The organism is Pseudomonas sp. S2_H01 (assembly GCF_054668305.1).
The window spans coordinates 3,924,471-3,945,489 of sequence record NZ_CP162756.1 but is presented as its reverse complement, the minus strand read 5'-3'; the positions used below and the strand labels follow the sequence as shown (position 1 = coordinate 3,945,489).

The 21,019-nt window shown below is 61.3% G+C and carries 21 protein-coding genes and 1 pseudogene; 10 read left to right on the top strand and 12 right to left on the bottom strand.

Annotated features, from left to right (window positions below; translation table 11 throughout):
* Nucleotides 1–1,191: 1,191 nt before the first annotated feature.
* Nucleotides 1,192–3,363: a TonB-dependent siderophore receptor gene (locus AB4N84_RS17665; protein WP_460042426.1), complete on the bottom strand. Its 2,172-nt coding sequence runs from the start codon at nt 3,361–3,363 to the stop codon at nt 1,192–1,194.
* 175 nt (nt 3,364–3,538) lie between these two features.
* Between AB4N84_RS17665 and AB4N84_RS17660 the strand changes: the two genes are divergently transcribed.
* Nucleotides 3,539–4,177, top strand: coding sequence for a LysE family translocator (locus AB4N84_RS17660; protein ID WP_460042425.1), 639 nt, complete (start codon nt 3,539–3,541; stop codon nt 4,175–4,177).
* A 179-nt stretch (nt 4,178–4,356) separates the two neighbouring features.
* Here AB4N84_RS17660 and AB4N84_RS17655 read toward each other — a convergent pair whose 3' ends face one another.
* Nucleotides 4,357–5,253, bottom strand: a complete 897-nt coding sequence (locus AB4N84_RS17655) for a LysR substrate-binding domain-containing protein (protein ID WP_460042424.1) — start codon at nt 5,251–5,253, stop codon at nt 4,357–4,359.
* A 115-nt stretch (nt 5,254–5,368) separates the two neighbouring features.
* On the opposite strand from AB4N84_RS17655, the gene AB4N84_RS17650 reads away from it, so the two are divergent.
* Nucleotides 5,369–5,800 carry a PACE efflux transporter gene (locus tag AB4N84_RS17650; protein WP_460042423.1) on the top strand — a complete coding sequence of 144 codons (432 nt, stop codon included), beginning with the start codon at nt 5,369–5,371 and terminating at the stop codon, nt 5,798–5,800.
* Between the two features lie 126 nt (nt 5,801–5,926).
* Here the strand turns inward: AB4N84_RS17650 and AB4N84_RS17645 are convergent, their stop codons facing one another.
* Nucleotides 5,927–7,087 (bottom strand): PQQ-dependent sugar dehydrogenase, encoded by a 1,161-nt coding sequence (locus AB4N84_RS17645; RefSeq protein ID WP_460042422.1) that lies wholly within the window; start codon nt 7,085–7,087, stop codon nt 5,927–5,929.
* 50 nt (nt 7,088–7,137) lie between these two features.
* Nucleotides 7,138–7,488 (bottom strand): hypothetical protein, encoded by a 351-nt coding sequence (locus AB4N84_RS17640; RefSeq protein ID WP_460042421.1) that lies wholly within the window; start codon nt 7,486–7,488, stop codon nt 7,138–7,140.
* Nucleotides 7,489–7,699: 211 nt separating this feature from the next.
* Here AB4N84_RS17640 and AB4N84_RS17635 point away from each other — a divergent pair, with 211 nt between their 5' ends.
* The 6 genes and pseudogenes from AB4N84_RS17635 (at nt 7,700) to AB4N84_RS17610 (ending at nt 13,324) form a co-directional block, all read left to right on the top strand.
* Nucleotides 7,700–8,791, top strand: a complete 1,092-nt coding sequence (locus tag AB4N84_RS17635) for a DNA alkylation repair protein (protein ID WP_460042420.1) — start codon at nt 7,700–7,702, stop codon at nt 8,789–8,791.
* Nucleotides 8,792–8,890: 99 nt separating this feature from the next.
* A complete protein-coding gene (locus AB4N84_RS17630; protein WP_460042419.1) occupies nt 8,891–9,727 on the top strand; it encodes an AraC family ligand binding domain-containing protein in 837 nt (278 codons plus the stop codon).
* A gap of 54 nt (nt 9,728–9,781) precedes the next feature.
* Nucleotides 9,782–10,384 (top strand): LysE family translocator, encoded by a 603-nt coding sequence (locus AB4N84_RS17625; protein WP_460042418.1) that lies wholly within the window; start codon nt 9,782–9,784, stop codon nt 10,382–10,384.
* Between the two features lie 138 nt (nt 10,385–10,522).
* Entirely contained in the window at nt 10,523–11,524 is a 1,002-nt protein-coding gene (locus AB4N84_RS17620; RefSeq protein ID WP_460042417.1) for a diaminopimelate epimerase, read from the top strand.
* Nucleotides 11,525–12,004: 480 nt separating this feature from the next.
* Nucleotides 12,005–12,736: pseudogene (locus AB4N84_RS17615) on the top strand (PAS domain-containing protein); the annotation flags it as partial.
* A gap of 15 nt (nt 12,737–12,751) precedes the next feature.
* Nucleotides 12,752–13,324: a methyl-accepting chemotaxis protein gene (locus AB4N84_RS17610; RefSeq protein WP_460047048.1), complete on the top strand. Its 573-nt coding sequence runs from the start codon at nt 12,752–12,754 to the stop codon at nt 13,322–13,324.
* A gap of 134 nt (nt 13,325–13,458) precedes the next feature.
* Here AB4N84_RS17610 and AB4N84_RS17605 read toward each other — a convergent pair whose 3' ends face one another.
* The 7 genes from AB4N84_RS17605 to AB4N84_RS17575 all read right to left on the bottom strand — a co-directional run bounded on the left by AB4N84_RS17605 (nt 13,459) and on the right by AB4N84_RS17575 (nt 18,897).
* Complete coding sequence (locus AB4N84_RS17605; protein WP_460042416.1) at nt 13,459–13,896, bottom strand: nucleoside deaminase; 438 nt, start codon at nt 13,894–13,896, stop codon at nt 13,459–13,461.
* A gap of 58 nt (nt 13,897–13,954) precedes the next feature.
* Nucleotides 13,955–14,473 carry a hypothetical protein gene (locus AB4N84_RS17600; RefSeq protein WP_074753061.1) on the bottom strand — a complete coding sequence of 173 codons (519 nt, stop codon included), beginning with the start codon at nt 14,471–14,473 and terminating at the stop codon, nt 13,955–13,957.
* Between the two features lie 106 nt (nt 14,474–14,579).
* Nucleotides 14,580–15,128, bottom strand: a complete 549-nt coding sequence (locus AB4N84_RS17595; RefSeq protein WP_460042415.1) for a GNAT family N-acetyltransferase — start codon at nt 15,126–15,128, stop codon at nt 14,580–14,582.
* Nucleotides 15,129–15,481: 353 nt separating this feature from the next.
* Nucleotides 15,482–16,495, bottom strand: coding sequence for an ABC transporter substrate-binding protein (locus tag AB4N84_RS17590; RefSeq protein ID WP_460042414.1), 1,014 nt, complete (start codon nt 16,493–16,495; stop codon nt 15,482–15,484).
* Nucleotides 16,496–16,555: 60 nt separating this feature from the next.
* Nucleotides 16,556–17,065 carry a sigma-70 family RNA polymerase sigma factor gene (locus AB4N84_RS17585; RefSeq protein WP_460042412.1) on the bottom strand — a complete coding sequence of 170 codons (510 nt, stop codon included), beginning with the start codon at nt 17,063–17,065 and terminating at the stop codon, nt 16,556–16,558.
* 98 nt (nt 17,066–17,163) lie between these two features.
* A complete protein-coding gene (locus AB4N84_RS17580) occupies nt 17,164–17,940 on the bottom strand; it encodes a phosphate/phosphite/phosphonate ABC transporter substrate-binding protein (RefSeq protein ID WP_460042411.1) in 777 nt (258 codons plus the stop codon).
* 15 nt (nt 17,941–17,955) lie between these two features.
* The gene (locus tag AB4N84_RS17575; RefSeq protein WP_460042410.1) at nt 17,956–18,897 is read right to left on the bottom strand and encodes a fatty acid desaturase; all 942 of its coding nucleotides are present in this window, start codon (nt 18,895–18,897) and stop codon (nt 17,956–17,958) included.
* Nucleotides 18,898–19,007: 110 nt separating this feature from the next.
* Here AB4N84_RS17575 and AB4N84_RS17570 point away from each other — a divergent pair, with 110 nt between their 5' ends.
* Both AB4N84_RS17570 and AB4N84_RS17565 read left to right on the top strand, forming a co-directional pair.
* Complete coding sequence (locus AB4N84_RS17570) at nt 19,008–19,418, top strand: GNAT family N-acetyltransferase (RefSeq protein WP_460047047.1); 411 nt, start codon at nt 19,008–19,010, stop codon at nt 19,416–19,418.
* 107 nt (nt 19,419–19,525) lie between these two features.
* Complete coding sequence (locus AB4N84_RS17565; protein ID WP_460042409.1) at nt 19,526–20,356, top strand: class I SAM-dependent methyltransferase; 831 nt, start codon at nt 19,526–19,528, stop codon at nt 20,354–20,356.
* A gap of 94 nt (nt 20,357–20,450) precedes the next feature.
* Here AB4N84_RS17565 and def read toward each other — a convergent pair whose 3' ends face one another.
* A complete protein-coding gene (gene def / locus AB4N84_RS17560) occupies nt 20,451–20,990 on the bottom strand; it encodes a peptide deformylase (protein ID WP_074753068.1) in 540 nt (179 codons plus the stop codon).
* Nucleotides 20,991–21,019: the final 29 nt, after the last annotated feature.

Genomic DNA, 21,019 nt, shown 5'->3' with positions numbered 1-21,019 from the left:
TCCAGCCCTCAAAAACGCACGGACAGCCGTGTCCGCGTACTGCCATTGGCTCAGGGCGACAGGATGCGCTTTTGTGGGGATGGATGAAAAGAGAGAGGCTGCTGGAAGGCTGCAGGCTTTTGATTCTGGCCAGCGGCCGCGACACGTTTCAAGGCTTTTGATTCTGGCCGTAGGTCGTAGGAGCGTGGCTTGTCCCGCGATCTGGCGCGAAGCGGCAGTAGAGTCAGGCAACTCGATGTGTCAGAGAAACCGCATCAACCGGGTTTGCTGCCGGTGCCCGGCAGATCGCGGGACAAGCCGCGCTCCTACGCCTTCGGCAGAGGCGGGCGAGCGACACGTTTCAAGGCTTTTGATTCTGCCCGCAGGGCGTAGGAGCGTGGCTTGTCCCGCGATCTGGCGCGAAGCGGCAGTAGAGTCAGGCAACTCGATGTGTCAGAGAAACCGCATCAACCGGGTTTGCTGCCGGTGCCCGGCAGATCGTCCGAGTGCGGCCCAGAGCAAGCCGCGCTCCTACGCCTTCGGCAGAGGCGGGCGAGCGACACGTTTCAAGGCTTTTGATTCTGCCCGTAGACCGTAGGAGCGTGGCTTGTCCCGCGATCTGGCGCGAAGCGGCAGTAGAGTCAGGCAACTCGATGTGTCAGAGAAACCGCATCAACCGGGTTTGCTGCCGGTGCCCGGCAGATCGTCCGAGTGCGGCCCAGAGCAAGCCGCGCTCCTACGCCTTCGGCAGAGGCGGGCGAGCAACACGTTTCAAGGCTTTTGATTCTGCCCGCAGGGCGTAGGAGCGTGGCTTGTCCCGCGATCTGGCGCGAAGCGGCAGTAGAGTCAGGCAACTCGATGTGTCAGAGAAACCGCATCAACCGGGTTTGCTGCCGGTGCCCGGCAGATCGTCCGAGTGCGGCCCAGAGCAAGCCGCGCTCCTACGCCTTCGGCAGAGGCGGGCGAGCGACACGTTTCAAGGCTTTTGATTCTGCCCGTAGACCGTAGGAGCGTGGCTTGTCCCGCGATCTGCTGCGCAGCAGCAGTAACACCAGACGCTTCAGTCCGTCAGAAAGATCGCGTTTGCAGGATGTACTGCCGCTCCGCGCCAGATCGCGGGACAAGCCGCGCTCCTACGCCTTTGGCAGAGGCTGGAGAGCGACCCGATTCAAGGCTTTTGATTCTGGCCGCAGGGCGTAGGAACGACCGGCGTTAGAAACTCACCGTCGCCGACAAACGTGCCGTGCGTGGCGCGCCGAGGAAGATGTAGTCGTCGCCCAGGTATTCGCCGACGTCGCGCCAGTAGCGTTTGTCGAACAGGTTATCGACGGTCAGGCGGAACACCGTGTCATAGCCTTCCAGCTTCGTGCTGTACCGACTGCCTGCGTTGAACACGGTGTAGTCGTCGACCTTCACCGAGCCTTCGCGGTTGGCGTATTTGCTGGCGCTGTATTGCATGCCGCCCAACAACGCCAGCCCCGGAATCGGCAGGCTGTAGTCGGCGGACAGGCTGCCACGGTACTTCGGCACGTTGATCGCCTGGTGGTCCTCATAGGCCGTTGTGCCGCTGTCTTCTACCCGCGCACGAATCGCCGCGACACTGGCGGCGATTTGCAGTTGTGAGGTCAGCCAGCCGTTGGCGCTCAGCTCCAGGCCGGTGTTTTTCTGCTGGCCCTGCTGGACGAAGGTGAGGCTGCCGTCGTCGTTGGGTCTGGAGTATTGATAGGCCTGACGCGTCTGGAACACCGCAGCGGTGAAGCTCATGCGGCGCCAGTCGTACTTCACGCCTGCCTCCAGCTGGCGAGAGAGCGTCGGTGCCAGAATCTCGCCCACGTTGGTGTCGAACACCGACGCCGTGCCACCCAGCGACAAGCCTTTGCTGTAGCTGGTGTAAAGCGAAACGTTGTCGATCGGCTTGTAGATCAGCGCTGCCTGCGGCAGGAAGATCGAGCGTTGGGTGTGACGATTGTCGCTGCCGTCTTCGTTGTACGCTTTCTCGTCCAGACGCACCTGACGCCCGCCAATCACGGTCTGCCATTGATCGTTAAAGCGGATGCGGTCGGTGGCGAACAACCCGTACTGACGGCTGTCCAGTCGCCGTTCGGTATGACCCACTGGCAGATCGGACGGCGCGAAGGCGTCCGGCGTCTCATGGATGTTGCCCGAACCGACGTACTCGCTGAAATACGGACGGGTGTCGACCGTGCGGCGGAACGCGCTGGTGCCGAAGGTCAGCTCGTGTTTAAGCCAGCCCGTGTCGAACAGGCCGGTGATCGCCGCCTCGACTTCATCGTTGCGTCGGGTGTCGTCAGGGCTGCGGAAGTCGTAGATGTCATACCCGCCGTCGGGCGTGAAATGCCCGGTGACCGGTGTGCTCGGGCAGTCGGCCTGGTAATAGCAGCCGTAGGCGAATGAACTGTAATCGTCGATCACCACGCGACTGCGTGAAGCGCTCAGGCTGGCTTTCCAGTCATCGCTGAAGCGGTACTCATAGCGGCCGTTCATGTTCAGCGAATCAATGCCCACCGGGTTCGACCCGCTCTGATAACCCAGCAATTTGCGGGGCGAGGCATCGTGCGGCAGCTCGGTGCCGCCGAGCAACTGATAGCCCGGCACCGAGCGCTGCTCTTTGGTCTGATACTCGACGTCCAGTTGCAGGGTCGATTGCTCATTGATGTTCCAGTCGAACGCCAGCGATGCAAAATCGCGCTTGCCATCGGCGTGATCAACATAGGAACGAATGTCTTCGTGGGCGACGTTGGCGCGCAGGCCGAACTGTTTTTCGCTGCCGAACCACCCGCCGACGTCGGTGGCGATGTAGCGCTCGCCGTGTTCGTTGGTCGACACGGTCACCGAGCGCACGTCTTCCGGGCGTTTGGTCTTGTAATTGACCACGCCAGAAGGCTCCGAAACGCCGCTTTGCAGACCGGACAGCCCTTTGAGCAGCTCGACCTGCTCCTTGTTTTCCAGCGCGACGTTCTGTTCGCCGGTGATGCTGCGGCCGTTGATGCGATAGCTGTTGGCGGCGTTGAGCGAGAACCCGCGCACCACGAAGTTTTCGTAGTAACCGACCGGTGCATAACTGTCGCCCACCGAAGCATCGTTGCGCAGCACATCGCTGAGCAGTTTGGCCTGCTGGTTCTTGAGCCTCTCTTCGCTGAACACCGAGATCGAGGCAGGCGTGTCGAGCAGCCGCGCTTCGTTGAACCCACCCACCGACGCGCTGCTGGACTGATAGCTCGACGGCTGCTCACCCGACACCCTCACTGCCTCCAGGGTCAGCGGCTCGGCTTCCTGCGCGGCCAGCCAGGGCGAGGCAAACGCAATGCTCAGCGGCAACAGGCGTCGCGAGAAGCCTGCGGCGGGTCGGTGTGGGGTGGTCATCAGGGGTGAAGCTCCAGGCGGGATTTTTTGTCGGCGCCTCTTTTACGTTCTGCGCCGATTTTTTACAACCTCGACACACGCCCGATAAATGCAGGAAACATCTCGCCGCTTGCCCCTCGAAAAACAGGCGGCGGCTCATCTACACTCCAGCGCTCACCTTTCAGGAAGTCTTCCGATGACGCCCTCGCTGCTCATGGCCGTGCTCGCTTCAGGATTTATCTACGCCATTTCTCCAGGCCCCGGCGTGCTGGCGGTGTTCGGCATCGGCGCGTCGAAAGGGCGCCGAGCTGGCGCCGCGTTTCTTTGCGGGCATCTGTTGGGGGATGTGATCTGGTGCAGCACGGCGCTGGCCGCGATCATTGGTGCGAGGGTCATCGGCACCACGGCGTTCGACGTGCTCGGCCTCATCAGCGGAATGTTTCTGTTCTGGCTCGGCTGGCGCGCGATTCGCGCCAAGCGCAGCAACGAAGACGAGCCAAAAGCGCCAGGCCGCCATCCGTTCTGGCACGGGATCATGTTCGGCCTGACCAACCCAAAAGCCTATCCGGTGGCGGTCGCCACCTTCACGGCCCTGCTCTCCAGCCGCGCCGACATGCTCAACTGGTCGATGCTGCCGCTGTTGATTCTGGTCAGCACTCTGGGCGGAATAGCGGCCTACGGCATCATCATCGGCGTCGTCGGCGCCCGCCACGTACGCACGGTGTATCAACGCCACGAGCTGACGATCACCCGCCTGTGCGGGGTGATGTTCATCGGCTTTGCGATCAATGCCTTGATGCACGCGGTGCCGAGCCTGCTGCCGCGCAGGCCTTGATAAGCAGAAGGCACGATTACCGATGCTCTTGAGGCTGGCGTTAAATCGAGCGACGATGCAGCATCCTGTGGGAGCGAATTCATTCGCGAGACGTCCGTACGATCGACACAGCACCTTCGACTGAACGATTTTTCGCGAATGAATTCGCTCCCACAGTGCGGCATCAAACCGTCAGGTCGTCAGACCATCCGGGTGGCAGCGGCCTCTGCCGCCAGCCAGGCCAGGAAGGCTCTTACCGGCTCGTGCCGTTCGCGTCCCGGCGCGCAGGCGGCCACATAGCGCGGACCGGGCAAGCTGATGTCCGGTCGGTATGCCACCAGCTCTCCGCGCTTCACACTGTCCGCCACCAGAACGTTGCTTGCCAGCACCAGCCCCTGGCCGGCCACCGCCGCGCTCAGTGCGTAATGCTCATCGTCGAACGCTCGCAAGCGCGCTGTTTCCAGCCAATGCTCACACCCCGCTGCGGCGCACCAGGTGTTCCAACTGATCGCAAACGCGCCGGGAATCTGCCATTGCAGGTCGATCAGTTCGACGTACGCACCGTCGATGACGTCGATCCGTTCGGGCGCGGCATACACGCCGAACCGCTCGTTCATGAGGTCCTGCTGAAACAGATTCGGGTCGTCGCGGCTCACCGTGCGAATGGCCAGATCGATGCTGGAATCCCTCAGCAGATCGACCAGCTCGTTACGGGTGTCGACACGAACATTGAATTGTGGATACGCCCGATAAAAACCGCCCAGCCGAGGAATCAGCCAGGCCGCCGCCAGGCCCGGTGTGGTCGACAGCGTGAGGGTTTGCGAGGCCGTGTCCGGGCAGAAGCTTTCCAGGCTGCGGCGGATGTCCAGCAACGCACGATGGGCTTGCCGATAAAGCTCTTCGCCCTCCTCCGTCAGCGTCACGCCTTGACCGGACCGCTCGAACAACAGGGCGCCCAACCATGCTTCAAGGGTCTTCACCTGATGAGAAATGGCCGCGGGGGTCACAGACAGTTCTTCGGCGGCAGCTTTGAAGCTGCCCAGCCGTGCGGCAGCCTCGAAAGTGCGCAATGCGTTGAGTGGAAGGTTGGAGAACACCGGAAGCTCCCTGCATGAATTGAATTGACGCGGGCTCAATTTATCTCATTTTTCGGGGCGGCAACCGGCGGATAACGTGGTCGGCATTCCCGGTCCATCCCCCATGGAGAACGTCATGCAAGGCCCCGTACGCAAGCTGGTTCAAGCCGTCCTGTACGAAGCCATCGCGATCGCGGTGCTGTCACCGGCGATCTCAATGATCTATGAAGATGGCCTGGCGCACGCGGGCGCGCTGTCGTTGATGCTCTCGGCCAGCGCGCTGATCTGGAACATGCTCTACAACACCGCGTTCGAGTACTGGGAATCCCGACAAACGCAGCGCACGCGCACGTTCGGCCGTCGTTTGCTGCACTCCTTTGGCTTCGAGGGTGGACTGGTCGTGCTGCTGGTGCCGCTCGTGGCCTGGTGGCTGAACATCTCGTGGTGGGCCGCGCTGGTCACCGACCTCGGGTTGTTCGTATTTTTCTTCTTCTACGCACTGGTGTTTCAGTGGGCGTTTGATCGGGTGTTCGATGTGCCAGCGTCGGCAACAGCGTGCGACGCGTGATTCCATGCCGACCTGTAGGAGCGCGCTTGCCCGCGAAGACCTGGGAACATCCGACATCAATGTGTAAACCCTTGGTTCGTCTTCGCGGGCAAGCGCGCTCCTACACAGGTGTTGTGCGCTGTGGGCTTACTGCGCCAACCCCACTTTCAGCAATTTGCCATTGTCCTCGTCGGTGAGCACGTACAGGTAACCATCGGGCCCCTGGCGTACATCACGGATGCGCGATTTCAGTTCGCCCAGCAGGCGCTCTTCATGCACTACCTTGTCGTCTTTAAGCTCCAGGCGGATCAACACCTGAGCCGATAGCGCGCCGATGAACACGTTGTGGTCCCACTGCTTGAATGTGTCCGAGCTGTAGAACGTCATGCCGCTGATACCCGGGGACTTTTCCCAGACGTGGAACGGATTTTTCACACCGTCGACGATCTTGCCTTTGGACTCGGAAATCGGCTGGCCGCTGTAGTCGATGCCGAAGGTCGAGATCGGCCAGCCGTAATTCGCGCCACGCTCGATGATGTTGATTTCGTCACCGCCCATGGGCCCGTGTTCGTTGGTCCACAGGGTCCCGGTCCACGGATTGAGCGCCGCGCCCTGCTGGTTGCGATGGCCGTAGCTCCAGATCTCCGGACGCACGTTTTTCTGACCGACGAAGGGGTTGTCCTTGGGCACGGTGCCGTCGGGGTACAGGCGCACGACCTTGCCTTGCAGCTTGTCGAGGTCCTGCGCGGTCGGGCGATTGTTGTTTTCGCCGAGCGCAATGAACATGTAGCCATCACGGTCGAAAACGATGCGCGAACCGAAGTGATTGCCCACCGACAATTTTGGTTGCTGCTGGAAGATCCGTGTGAAGCCTTCCAGCCGGGTCATGTCATCCGACAGCCGCCCGCGCCCTGCGGCGGTTCCGCCGGTTTTGCCGTCGCTGCCGGCTTCGGCGTACGTCAGGTACACCATGCGGTCCTTGGCAAAGTCCGGCGACAGCTCGACGTCCAGCAGACCGCCCTGCCCTTGCACCCAGACTTGTGGCACACCCGAGATCGGTGCCGACAGTTTGCCGTCAGGGCCTACGCGCCGCAGGTTACCGGTGCGTTCGGTCACGAGCATGCCTTTGTTGTCGGGCAAAAACGCCACGGCCCACGGGTGCTGCAAACCGCCGACCACCTCGTCCACGGTCAGCGTCCCTTCCTCACTTTGGTACGTGGCGGCGAGGGTCTGGAACGACAGGCTGAGCAATGCCGAGGCACACAGGCTGGCGAGCAGGGTCTTGCGGATCGTCGGTTTACGCAACATAGGCGGTTCCTTTTGGCGAAAAAATGGACTCTGGCTGTCGTGTTGCCGGTTCAGTTACTGCGGCGTTCGGTGCCGCTTGAAGGTCGCGAAGCGGGTTGTCTTGAAGGGTAGCCGTTACCGATGCCGCCGTTTTCCAGCGTCGGCGGGCGTGGCTGCGTCGGCCCGAGATTGGGCCCGCGCATCGTGGGCGAAATGGACTGCGTGCCTTGGCGGCTATTGGGATTGGCCCGGCGTATGGCGCCGTTGTCGCTATTGCTCGGACGGTTGGGGTAGCTCGCCGAGGCCAGCAACTGCGGGGAAAGCGTGGCAGGTGCACGCACGCTGTCATGCGCCTGCGCAGCGTTGAGACTGAGCGCGCCGCAGAACGAGACAAGCGCGAGGTGTCGCAGAAAACTGTTCATCATTTACCTTCTGAAGAATGGGTAACGATTCCGGTCTTTGATGGCGATCAGGCGCTTAGGTTCGCGCTGTGAGGGTGGATGAGCAACGTGTAGGACGATTCGCTTTGTAACAAGAATAGTCGAGCAGCCGTCCGGAAAAACGGCTGCCCCGCGCTTATCTGGCCGACGATTGTGTACTCTGCGTGCACTCACTTTTTGTCAGAGCGCCTTCATGTCCGACTCCCCCGCCCTCAAGGAAATCTTCAACCGCGACCGCTTGCAGCACATCGCCGATGAAACGTGGGCGGTGTACCCGGCGTTTGATCGCAACGGGTTCATGGCCCGGGCGTCGCAGGGCCTGGACGGGCTGTCGGTGATGCAACGCCTGAACCGGGTCAGCCAGAGCCTGCATGCTGACTTGCCTGAGGACTACGCCGTAGCACTGGAGATTCTGTACGCACTGGCACCGCGGCTGAACAGCGCGTTCGTCAGCATGATTCTGCCGGAGTACGTTGCGTTGTTTGGCCAGGACAACTTTGCGCGGTCCATGGATGCACTGAAGTTCTTCACCTTGTTTGGCTCATCGGAGTTTGCCGTCCGGCACTTTCTGCGCAAAGACTTTGCGCGGGCCATCGAGGTCATGCACGGCTGGTCACTGGATGAAAATCCGCACGTTCGGCGGCTGGCCAGCGAAGGCTGTCGGCCGCGATTGCCGTGGTCGTTCCGGCTGGAGAACCTGATGGTCGATCCGACGCCGGTGCTCGACATCCTCGATAACCTCAAGGCCGATGACAGCCTCTACGTGCGCAAATCGGTGGCGAACCATTTCAACGACATCACCAAGGACAACCCCGAGTGGGTGCTCGACCAACTGGAAGGCTGGTCGCTGGACAACCCCAACAGCGCGTGGATTGCCCGCCATGCGTTGCGCTCGCTGATCAAGCAAGGCAATGTCCGGGCGCTGACGTTGATGGGCGCAGGCCAGAAAGCGCAAGTCACGCTGGAAAACCTTAAAGTGACGCCCGACGTGATCAGTCTGGGCGACAGGATCAACCTGTCGTTCACGCTGAAGTCGACGTCCGACAAGGCGCAGCGCCTGATCGTCGATTACGCAGTCCATTACGTGAAGAAATCCGGCGGCACCTCCGCGAAGGTGTTCAAGCTCAAGACGTTTGAGCTCGGTGCCGGTGAGTCGGTCAACATTAGCCGCGAGCAGCAGGTGCGCAACTTCACCACCCGGGTGCATTACGCCGGTCGCCATGGGGTCGATGTGTTGATCAACGGCGAGTGCCTGGGCCGCAGCGGTTTTGATTTGAACGCGTGACTCGACGCCGGTCGGTTGCTGCACAAATCTTCCAGACCCGGCGTTAGTCTGCACGGTAACGTAGATCAGCCTGATGCAACGCCTGTCACGAGGAACCCCATGCCCGAACGCCACTGGATCGATCTCAAGCAGGACGCGACGTCCGGCATTGAGACAATGCGCGCGCATTTCGAGGGGCATGCGTACGATCCGCACTGGCATGACACTTACCTGGTGGGCATCACCGAGCAAGGCCTGCAGCAGTTCAATTGCCGTCGACAGCAGCACAACAGCACACCCGGTAAGGTGTTCCTGCTCGAACCGGGCGATATCCATGACGGCAACGCTCCGCACGCCGACGGTTTCACCTACCGTACGCTTTACCTGGACCCGCACTGGCTGGACCGTGAGCTGCACGCCCAGTTCGAGGAAGCGCCGCACAACGCGCAACTGGGTTTCGCCGCGACCCTCGCGGACGACAGCCGTCTGGCCATCGCCACTGCCAACGCCTTCGAAGCCCTGCACAACGATGAACTGCGCATCGTGCGCCAGACCGCGTTGGACAATCTGCTGTCGAACCTCACCCGCCACTTGCACTGGCGTGCCCTGATCAGCCCAGATCCGCGCTTGCCGCTGGTGGCGCAGCGCGCACGGGATTACCTGCACGGTCATCTGCATCAGGACATCGGTCTGGACGATCTGGCGGCGGTGACCGGTGTGGACCGTTTTCGCCTGAGTCGCGCGTTCAAGGCGGCGTTCGGTCTGGCGCCGCACGCCTATCTGATCCAACTGCGCCTGGCCCGCGCCCGGCGTCTGCTGGCCCGCGGCGAACTGCCCGTCACGGTCGCGGCCGCGCTGGGGTTTGCCGACCAGAGCCACCTTGGCCGCTGGTTCCAGCGTGCCTACCGGATGACGCCTGCCGACTACCGCAGACGCTGCTCAATTCTTCCAGACTGACACCCGCCTGCGCCGCGATCATCTCTGCATGTTCACTGCCTGCCGAGACGTCCCATGCACACCTTTCTGCCGTTCCTGCTGTTCGCTTTCGTGGCTTCCATCACGCCCGGCCCGACCAACATTCTGGTGCTGACCAACAGCTCGCGGTATGGCCTGCTGCGCACGGCGCCCATCGTATTGGGCGCCTGTGGCGGGGCGGCGTTGCTGGTGCTGATGGTGGGGACCGGGCTGGGCGATGTGCTGGCGCGTCACCTGCAGGTCCAGACGTTCATGTCGTGGATCGGCATCGCCTGGCTGACCTGGCTCGCGTGGCAGATCTTCAGTGCGCCGGCCGAAGCGGTCGATCCTTCTCAGGCGAAAAGCGGCCCACGGCTGGGGCTTTGGGGGGCGGCCAGCCTGCAACTGGTCAACCCGAAAACCTGGATGATGGCGCTGGCAGTGGTCAGCGTGTTCGCCGGCACCGACGCCGACCGCCTGCTAAGGGTGGCGTGGTTGTCGCTGATGTTCTTCCTGGTGTCGATCCCGTGCATGAGCGCCTGGGCGTATCTGGGTGTCAGCGCGGCGAAGTTTTGCCGCTCGGCACAGAGCATGAAGCGGTTCAATCAGGCCATGGCGGTGCTGTTGCTGGTGTCGACGTGGTTGACGTTGGTGGTGTGAGGGCGCTCACTCCCACACGGTCCAGATTGACGCGGAGCGTCAGTGGCTGCATTACCACGCGGAGCGTGGGAACGATCAATAACCAGGATGCAAAGCCTGATTTAATACCGGTTTTCCCCTGCTGCCCCGGACCCCGCCATGGCCCCTTTCTACGACGCACGCGGCAATATCTACGCCGTGATTTCTCCGGATGCCTTGCGCGCACTGGGTATCGACGTCCCCGCATCCGCCGCCGACGCCGCGCTGACCCGGCAAGCCTGGACCGCCAACGCCGTTGCGGCCATTTGCGACTGGCCCGAAGGTCAACGCCCTGCCGGCAGCAAAGCGCATCGATCGGACGGCTTGCTGGTCGGGCCGTTTCAGGACGCGGCGCCCTTCGACGTGCTGATCGTCAACACCGACGGCACCCTCGCCGAACGCAGCGGCAACGGTTTGACCATCTTCGCCCAGTCGTTGACCGACGCTCGCCGGTCGTTGAGTGACGAAGGCTTCACCCTGAGGGTTCATCACGACAACGACGACTCGGCCAGCCCGGTCCCGACTGACGTCGTCCCGGCTGTGATCGACGGTGTTTCAGGGTTCTGGCTGGACATCGGCACACCGGGTTTCGGCGCGGCGGCAGTGGGCGCGAAGGGTTCGGGCGTAAGCGACACCACACTCCATCAGCACCCGGTCAACAGGGTGGAGCGTCTGGCCCGATTGCATCCCGACTGGCAGACCAGCGTGTTTGTCCGGGTCGGTAATCCACACTGCGTGACGCTGGTCGGCGACGCGGCCTCGCTCCCGGATTTTGAACACCTGCACCAACAGCCGCTGAACGATGCACTGACCCGAATCGCGTTTGCCGCCGGGGCCATGGGCGAAGGCGATCCGTGCGCCGCCGGCATCAACCTGCAATGGGCGGCGAAGACTGCACCGAACCTCATCCTGGCCCGTGTCTTCGAGCGCGGCGAAGGGCCGACGGCGTCTTCCGGCACCAGCGCCAGCGCGGTTGCCTCTGCTGCGTGGCTATGCGGGTGGGTTCAGGCAGGTCTTGTGGAAGTGGTCATGCCCGGCGGGACGGCGCCGGTCCGCCTGATTGAACAGGACGGACGATTGCAGCAGGTTCAGCTGTTCGGCGCGGCACACCTTCAGCACTGAAGTGCGCAAGACTGACATTTCGGGCCATAGCGCTGTCTTCGTCACAGACAGCGCATGTCGTTTTTGATGTTTTGCGAACACCCACGCAAATGAGTGTGAAATTGCCACTACAGAGATTGCATCTGTCTTGCCCTTGTCTATGATCTGATCATTCGCCGCCGCACTCGAACAGAAGAGCGCGCGTGCGGCGTTAGTCACCGACAATGGAAGTCAGGCGCCCCTTATGGATTTCCCGGCACACTTCGCTCATCCGCAACCATTTATCGCTTCGACAACCATCAGACGATCGGCCCGTCTGTTGTCGAAACGCCCGTACCCGCTCTGCCACGCTGCTTTGAGCACTTTGCGCCACTGCACCCTGCCAACCGATGTCATACCGCCATGACTCAAGCTCGCCTTTAAACAGTCGACTCTTGTAACAGCCCATCAAGGAAGACGGTCACTTTGACCGCGTTTCGCAATCAGTGAGGTAGGTGGCAGATGTTCAATTCACACCGCAAAGCCGTCGAAGCCGAATTGCAGGTCTCCACCGCTGCTTTGTGCCAATCGAAGGCCAAGCTGGCGGCGATCAGCCGTTCGATGGCAATGATCGAGTTCTCGCCCGACGGCATCATCCTGGATGCCAACGAAAAGTTCTGCCTCGCCATGGGCTACCAGCCCGGCGAACTGGCGGGCAAACATCACCGCATCTTTTGCGAAAAAGCGTTCTGCGACAGCGAAGCGTACGGCAAATTGTGGCGTGATCTGGCCCGGGGTGAACCGCTGTGCGGGACGTTCATGCGCCTGGATAAATCAGGGCGCGAGATCTGGCTGGAAGCGAGTTACATGCCGGTCTTCGACACTGACGGCAAGGTACAGAGCGTGATCAAGGTCGCCGCCGACATCACCGTTCGCTCGCAGAGGGATCATGAAAACCAGAGCATGATCGATGCGATCAGTCGCTCCATGGCAATGATCGAATTCAGCCCGGACGGCCGGATCATGACCGCCAACGAGAACTTCCTGAAGACCATGCATTACTCGCTCAGCGAGGTCGTCGGCCAGCACCACAGCCTGTTCTGCACGCGAGCTGAAGTCGAGTCGCCGTCCTACAAGGCATTCTGGGCGTCGCTCAACCGCGGCGAATACCACTCTCATCGCTTCGAGCGGGTGAACAAACTGGGCGAGACGGTTTACCTGGAAGCCACCTACAACCCTTTATTCGATGCCAAAGGCCGTTTGTACAAAGTGGTGAAGTTCGCCAGTGACATCACCGAGCAGGTGACGGTGCAGCGCTGTGCCGCCACCACCGCCCACGACACGTCGGTGCGCACCGACGCCTGCGCACAGAAAGGCTCCAGCGTGGTGCAGCAAACGGTGGAAGTGATCGAGCAGATTTCCGTCGACCTCAACGAAGCGGCCCGCAGTATTGATGCCGTGAACAAACAGTCGGAAATCATCGCGACCATCGTGCAGACCATTCGCGGGATTGCCGACCAAACCAACCTGCTGGCCCTCAACGCCGCCATCGAGGCCGCGCGCGCAGGAGAACATGGACGCGGTTTCGCGGTGGTCGCCGACGAAGTGCGAGGCCTGGCAGCGCGAACCAGCAAGGCCACGGTCGAAATCGTCGACGTGGTCAGGCAGAACAACGAACTGGCGAAAAGTGCGGTGTCGAGCATGCAATCCAGCCTGAGCCGAACGGGCACCGGGGTGGAACTGGCCAACGAGGCCGGCGAAGTGATCCTGGAGATTCAGCAAGGCTCACGGCATGTGGTAGACGCGATCAGCCAGTTCAACTCGACGTTGCGGATTGATTAAGCGTCGATAAACACAACCACTGTGGGAGCGAATTCATTCGCGAGAGGCAGGTATACACGACACACCTCTATCGTCTGAACCACCGCATCGCGAATGAATTCGCTCCCACGGAACCTGAGCCAATATTTCAGGGGTTACTCCCCGATATCCTCATTCCACAGCTCGGGCTTGTCGGCGATGAACTGCTTCATCAGGCCGATGCAGCTCGCGTTGTGCAGCACGTCCACCTGCACACCGCGTGAGCGCAGCAGGTCTTCTTCGCCCATGAACGTCTGGTTTTCACCGACGATGATCTTGCGAATGCCGTACAGCAGGATGGCGCCGCTGCACATTGCGCAGGGTGAAAGCGTGGTGTACAGCGTGGCTTCGCGGTAGACCTTCGCGGGCTGGCGGCCAGCGTTCTCGAAGGCGTCCATCTCACCGTGCTTGATCGCACTGCCTTCCTGAACCCGGCGGTTATGCCCGCGGCCGATGATCTTGCCGTCGTGCACGATCACCGAACCAATGGGAATCCCGCCCTCGGCCAATCCCTTCTGCGCTTCTTCAATGGCGGCCTGCATGAATGGGTCCATCGTCTCTCCTTCCCGTTGGTTCACAAAATTCAGCCCCGAATCCACGGGGCGTGCGGCGCTAAGGCTTGGCTTTTTTCAGCGCATTGTCCAGTGCCGTGGACACATAGACCTTGAGCAGCTCGCTGGAGCGGCCCTTCATGTCCATGCCGACGTCACGTTGTTTGCTGCGAAATTTATTCGCGATGTCCTGCGGGGGATCGCCGACGTTGAGCGCAGTGAGTTCTTCGGGCGTGAACGATGCTGCATAGGCCGCCGCCAGGTTGCGGTCCCACTCTTGTTGGTACTGAGGCTGCAAATACTGCAGCTCCTCCTGAACGATTTCCTGGGCCTTGGTACGCCCCACGGTCTCGACGATCGTGGTGAACGTCACGGTGCGCGACGCCACCTGATAGCCCAGCCAGCCGAGGCTCTCACCCAAATGCCGATCCTGCACGAACGCAAGCGCGCTGGGCGGAACCGGCGGGACCGGAGCGGCTTCGGCGGCCAGTGCAAAACCGGGCGCCTCCAGCAGCAGGCTCAGCAGTAGCCCTGCTGCCACATTCAACATCATCAACGCAGTCGATCTGCGATATCCCATGTCCTCTCCCCGGCGACTTTATCTGTGTGATCAACTCATTGACTGCGGGTGACGCTAGCAGTTGAGCAACGGTTTGCCACTCGGCGAAGCGGACAACGCGTGGCCATCAACCTCTCACGGAAGGCCGCGCCGACCATTGCTGCGCATTCATGCGGTAGATCCTGACGCCCTGCCGGTGGTACTGACTGTGGATGTAGCCACTGAACCCCAGCTTCTGGATGACGTTGACCGACGCGACATTGGCGGGCTGGACAATGGCGATCAGCGAATCGATGCCCACGGTGTCGAAGCCATGGGCCAGCGCTCCCCGTGCCGCTTCGGTGCCCAGTCCCTTGCCCCAGAACCCTGACGCCAGCCGGTAGCCGATCTCGATTTCATCGGCGTCGTCCACGCGCTCTGCATTCAGACCGCAGAATCCGGCCAAGGTTGATGTCGACGTGTCCACCACCGCCCAAGGCCCGAAACCGTGTTGACGATAGGAAAGCCGACACCAGTCGATGAACTCATGCGTCGCCTGTTCCGACAAAACGCCGCGCACGGAGTGACGCATGACCTGGGCATCACCCAGAATCTGCGCCAGAGCTGGAGTGTCGTCAGGTGTGAGCTCGCGAAGGATCAGGCGTTCGGTGTTAACGGAGGGGATAGGCGTGTTCATGATGGCGGGTCTCACGGTTGATCGAATGACCAGCCATGAGCATGGCGCAGGCCGAGGCGAGTCGCCAGTTTAAAGGTTCGCGGTGATCCTGCCCTCACACTGAACCTGTAGGAGCTGCCGGAGGTTACGACGGTGGCGAATGCGGTGGGACAGGTACATCGTCGCTGACCGACACACCTCATTCGCTGCCCTCGTAACCTCGGACGTCTCTTACACGTATGGCGTCGCACATACCCTGTGGGAGCTGCCGGAGGTTACGACGGTGGCGAATGCTTTATGCCTGACACAGCGCTTTCGCTACCTGCGTAACCTCACACCCCACCTCGCAGCGTGTGGGGTGGCCTGAAAACCGGTTACAGCCCCGCCGTCACCTTCTTCGCCACATCGGCCGGGACCCACGCGGTCCAGATTTCCGGGTGATCTTTCAAAAAGCTTTTCGCCACGGCAGAGGGCTCCAGACGCTTCTCGCTCATTTCACCCAGCGTTTTGTTCAATTGGTCGATCGGCAGATCCACCTTCTGGAAAAAACTCACCAGCTCCGGGTACTGCTTGTGAAACGGTTCCGACACGCCGATTGCCAGATGCGCAGCCAGTGAGCTGGAGCCGATCGGGTTGGGGTTGCTGGCGTCGGCCAGGGTTTTCCAGGCGGCTTCGTTAAACGGCGGCTCTTGCAGCTTGATCAGCTTGAAGCGACCCAGAAGCGGCGTCGGCGACCAGTAGTAGAACAACACCGGCTTGCCCCGGCGGATGGACGAAGCGATCTCGGCATCCAGTGCCGCGCCCGAGCCTGTGCGGAAGTTCACGTAACTGTCGTTGAGCTTGTAGGCCTTGAGTTTCTGCGTGTTGACGATTTCCGAGGTCCAGCCGCTCGGGCTGTTGAGGAAGCGCCCTTTGTTCGGCGACTCAGGGTCCTTGAACACGTCTTTGTATTTAGGCAGGTCGGACACCGACTTCAGGTCCGGCGCCAACGGTTTGATGCCTTTCTCCGGGTCGCCCTTGATCACGAACTCCGGCACCCACCAGCCCTCGGTCGCGCCTTTGACGATATCCCCGAGGCCATAGACCTTGCCTTCGGCCTCGGCCTTGACCCACGCCGGGCTGCGTCCGGCCCACTCTTCTCCGATCACCTGAATGTCGTTCTTGGCCAGCGCGGCCTCAAGGCTCACGGTGCTGCCGGGCAGTTTGTCGGTCGGATAGCCATAACCCTTCTCGACGATGGTGCGCAGGATTTCGGTGATCAGGCTGCCGCTTTCCCACGTGATGTCGCCAAAGAGAATCGGCGCCGTTTTTTCCGCACTGTGGGCTGCACCGGACAACGCGGACAATGCCAGCAGCGAAGCGCCGAGCAGGTGTTTGATCGAGGTCATTGTGGTCTCTCGTGGCTCAAGAATAGAAAAGGCTCAGTTGTGTTTAGCACAGCACACGCTTCATTCCAGACAAGCGCGCAGGCAACAGGTTTCAGCTTTATCGATGTAGTCGCTGACCGAGCGCGCTGAAATGCCCAGGCACTGCGAAATCTCAGGGTAGGTCATGCCGCTGCCACGGGAGAGCACGAAGGTCGTTCTGACCTTGGCGGGCAGGCGATTGAGTCGGCGGTCCAGACGATCAAGGAGTTGCAGGACAGCGGTCAGGCTTTCTGGCGACGGCGCGTCATCGCACTCTTCCCACAACAGCGCATCGAGGTAATGTCGCTCCAGATCCCGCCGGCGCCAGCGCTGGTAAATCAGCCGCTTGGCGATGGTGGTGAGCAAGGCGCGAGGCTGCCGAATAGGGACCACGTTGGGTGAAGCCAGCAGTTGAAGGAAGGTTTCGGACGCGATGTCTTCAACGCATTCACGCGAATCCAGATGACGCCGCAGGCGGTCGCACAGCCAGGCGTAATGAAGCTCAAAGAGCTCGCTGAGGGTTTGGCGATGGGAGACGTCGGCACCGGACATGAGGGCTTCCCTTGGCATGGATGATGGTTCTGTCCGGCAGTCCGGTGGCGCCATGCTAACAAGGGTTTTTATGCATTAAAAATATTTAAAAGAGACTCCTATAGCTCGAAATCGAATATCCCAGCCTCACGCTCGTACTGCAGCAGCACTTCGTAATCCGCCTCGGTTGCGGGTATCACCTCATCAATCGCCAAGACTCGGGCGACATCTGGCAGGTCTTTCAGGGCCTGGTTCATTGCATGCCGAATCGCCTCTGCATCGCCCCCGAGGCGGGTGATGTAGGGCAGACACGGACCCTGTGCGGTACGGCCGATGACCTTGATGCCCGCCACTTCTTCACTCGCCTCTCTGGCCAAATAATCGAACGTTACGCTGTCGATGGCCGCCAGATCGCCCCCTCCCGCCTTGATCTCGGCGAGGCTGTTGCGGTGTCCGCCGGTCAATGACACGTGCGCGAAGAAGCGTCCGTCCGGTTGCAGAGGCGCCAAAGCGTGGCGGAACAGGTTCATGCCGGAGTTTGAATCGCGGGAATTGAGCAGGCCGTGACTGCCACGAAAGTCTTCAAGCTGCTGTCGAGGGTCGTCGGATCGCGCCACGAGCAAGCTGCAATGGTTGCCCCCAGCGCTGTTGGGCAAGCGATAGACCGGGCGACCGACCACCTGCACCCGGCCGCGCAACGCGGTCATCAACGGGTAACCGCAGGTTTGCGTGATCAGCAATGACGGTGACAGCCACAGCTGCTTGAGGTCCAGCCCTTGCGCCTCCAGACGCTCTGCCGACAGCAACTCAAGGACCCGCGTCAGCCACGCCTCCTGGGCGGTCTGCACCCGTGGCGGCGCGACGTACATCCGTAATTCGGCGAAACCCTGAGACATGTTCGAGCACCGGTGCTAGGCATGAGGATGTTGAGGACTGTCGATGGGACAAAAGCTGTAGCGCCGAAACAGTTCAGCATACCCAGGCACCAGAAAACCACCGCTGCGTGCCAGCCATTGCTCACGCCGTGCGCGATAAACGGCCGGGATGTGGTACCAGGCCAACCCCGGCAGATCGTGGTGCACCAGGTGCAAATTCAGATTGAGAAACAACCACCGCCACGGCCACGACGCCTCGTTGATCACCGTGCGCTGCTCCGGATGCTCGCTGGGGCGATGCTCGTAGTACGAACGCACCATCGAGATCGCCAGCGCGGGCACGGTGATCAGCAGCAGGTAATGCAGGCTAGAAAAAACGCTGTAGCGCGCGATGAAGGCAAACATCAGGACCAGGCAAAACCCGTGGGTGGACCACATCCACCAGGCTTGGCGTTCGCCCCTCAGAAGCCGCCGGGACTCTCCGCTGATCAGGCTGCCAAGCGCCAGCGGCACGCCGAATACCAGACGCCCCGGCGGTGTTTTGTCGAGCCAGCGCAGCACGCGCATCACAGGCCCGGTTGCCTGCCATTTCAACTGGCTGAGGTAGCGGCTTTCCGGGTCGAGTCCCGGCAGGGTCAGATCTTCATCCCGGTGATGCTGCAGGTGCGTGTCGCGGTACAGCGTGTACGGGTACCAGACCGCGAACGGTGCGTAGCCCAGCAGCTTGTTCAGCCACAGGTGGCGAGTGGGATGACCATGAAGCAGTTCGTGCTGCAGCGACATCCACAGCACCGTCAACGGAATCATCAGCGTCGTGGTGGGCCAGGTACCGAGCCGTGGGCTCAGCAATAACAGGGTGGGCCAGGCGATGTAGACCCCGATCAGCAATGTCCACGTCGGCCATTCCGTACGGCCGGTGAACTGCGTGCGCAGACGGATGATGTCTTCACGTTGGGCGTCATCGAGGTAGTGAGGCATTGCGGGTTCCTGCGTACTGGCTGATAACCCTCTGTGCAACAGCGCAGGAAAATCTTGTAGATCGATTGGTTATGACGGTAGAACGTAAGCCCGAATGCCCAGCCTGAACCCTGTCCGTCATGCAGTATTACCCCGTCCCCGATCTTCAACGCCCGCTGGTGGACAAGTTCTACCGCGCGCATCGCTCGTCCATGCGCGGCAAGGGCGAGGCAACGCTGTGGGTCGCGAAGGACGACGAGATCGTGGGCGCGCTGAACCTGACGCCCATCGCCGATGGACACTGGTTGACAGGCGCGTTCGTGGCGCCGTCCCGGCGCAGAGCGGGCGTCGCCGGGCGCATGATCAATGCAGCGCTCGGCGAGGTGGAAGGTCCGGTCTGGTTATTCTGTGACCCTGAACTCAGCGGGTTTTATCAGCGCCTCGGGTTTGTCGCGACAGAACACCTGCCGGCCGAACTGACCGGTCGCCTGATGCGCTATCGGCAGACCAAAACCTTGATCGCGTTGGTCCATCAACGCTGACCCGGCTTAGATCCGTTTGCGCACTCGACCGAACCAAATGTGTGATCCACCGCTGAATCCCGCGTGCTAGCCTCGCCCATCACCTTTTGCCATTGAACGGGATGCACATGAAACCGATGCATTTGGCGCTCTCGCTGGTTGCGGCGTTCGGCTCGACACTGGCCGTGGCCGCCACCCCCACTTCCCCCTCCAACATCAGTCACGAACAGTTCGCCACGGTGCTCAAAGGCGATTGGCGCGTGCCGCAGAATGCTGCCCGCGATCAGTACCGTCACCCGGAACAGACCCTGCACTTCTTTGGCCTGCGCGACGACCAGACCGTCATCGAAATTACCCCCGGCAATGGCTGGTACAGCGAACTGCTGGCGCCCTTGCTCAAGGACAACGGCCATTACGTCGCCGCAATCGTTGACCCTTCCGTCAGCGATTACGCGAAAAAAACTGCCGACAACCTCAAGCAGAAATACGCGGCTGACCCCACCCATTACGGCAAGGTCGACGTCGTGGCGTATGCGCCCAAGGCGCCCGTGTTCGGCAAGCCGGGATCCGCGGACGCGGTGCTGACCTTTCGCAACGCGCACAACTGGGTGGATGCCGGCAACGAGGCCGCGACCTTCAAGGCGTTCTACGACGTGCTGAAGCCGGGCGGCACGCTGGGTGTGGTCGATCATCGGGCCAAGCCGGGCACGACCGCCAAGGACAACGAAAAGAACGGCTACCTGCCCACCGACTACGTGGTGAAACTGGCCCAGGCAGCAGGCTTCGCGCTGGTGGGTGAAAGCGAGGTCAACGCCAACCCGAAAGACACCAAGGATTACCCCGACGGCGTCTGGACCTTGCCACCGGCATTGGTCAACGGCGAACAGGATAAAGCGAAGTACCTGGCAATCGGCGAGTCGGACCGGATGACATTGCGGTTTATCAAGCCCGCGAAATAACGGTGCTGATTGGGGCAATGTCAGGCGTAGCGCGTGTGCGGCCTTGGCTGCCGGCGGCAGAACGAGTCCCGCAACTCAAACGCTCGCGCCCTCTTCAATCGTCCGCATTCGGGTCCATGTCGGGGAACAGCACTTCGGTGAAACCAAAGCGGCTGAAGTCGGTAATGCGTGACGGGTACAGACGGCCGATCAAATGATCGCATTCGTGCTGAACCACGCGCGCATGAAACCCCCGGGCGATGCGTTGAATGGCCTTGCCGTCCGGGTCGAACCCTTCGTAGCGGATGTGCTCGTAACGCTCCACCACGCCACGAAGGCCTGGCACCGACAGACAACCTTCCCAGCCCTCTTCGAGCGTCGGTTCAAGCGGCGTGATCAGCGGGTTGAGGAGAATGGTCTGCGGCACGGCTTCCGCTTCCGGGTAACGCTCACTGCGCTCGAATCCGAAAATCACCAGCTGCAGGTCAACGCCGATCTGTGGCGCGGCCAACCCGACGCCGCCGACACTGCGCATGGTTTCGAACATGTCGTCGATCAGGGTTTTCAGCTCATCGGAACCGAACATCGACTTCGGCACAGGCGGCGCGACGCGCAGCAGGCGTTCGTCACCCATCTTGAGAATTTCACGAATCATGGAAGGACCTTTTGAAGGGACGGATGCGC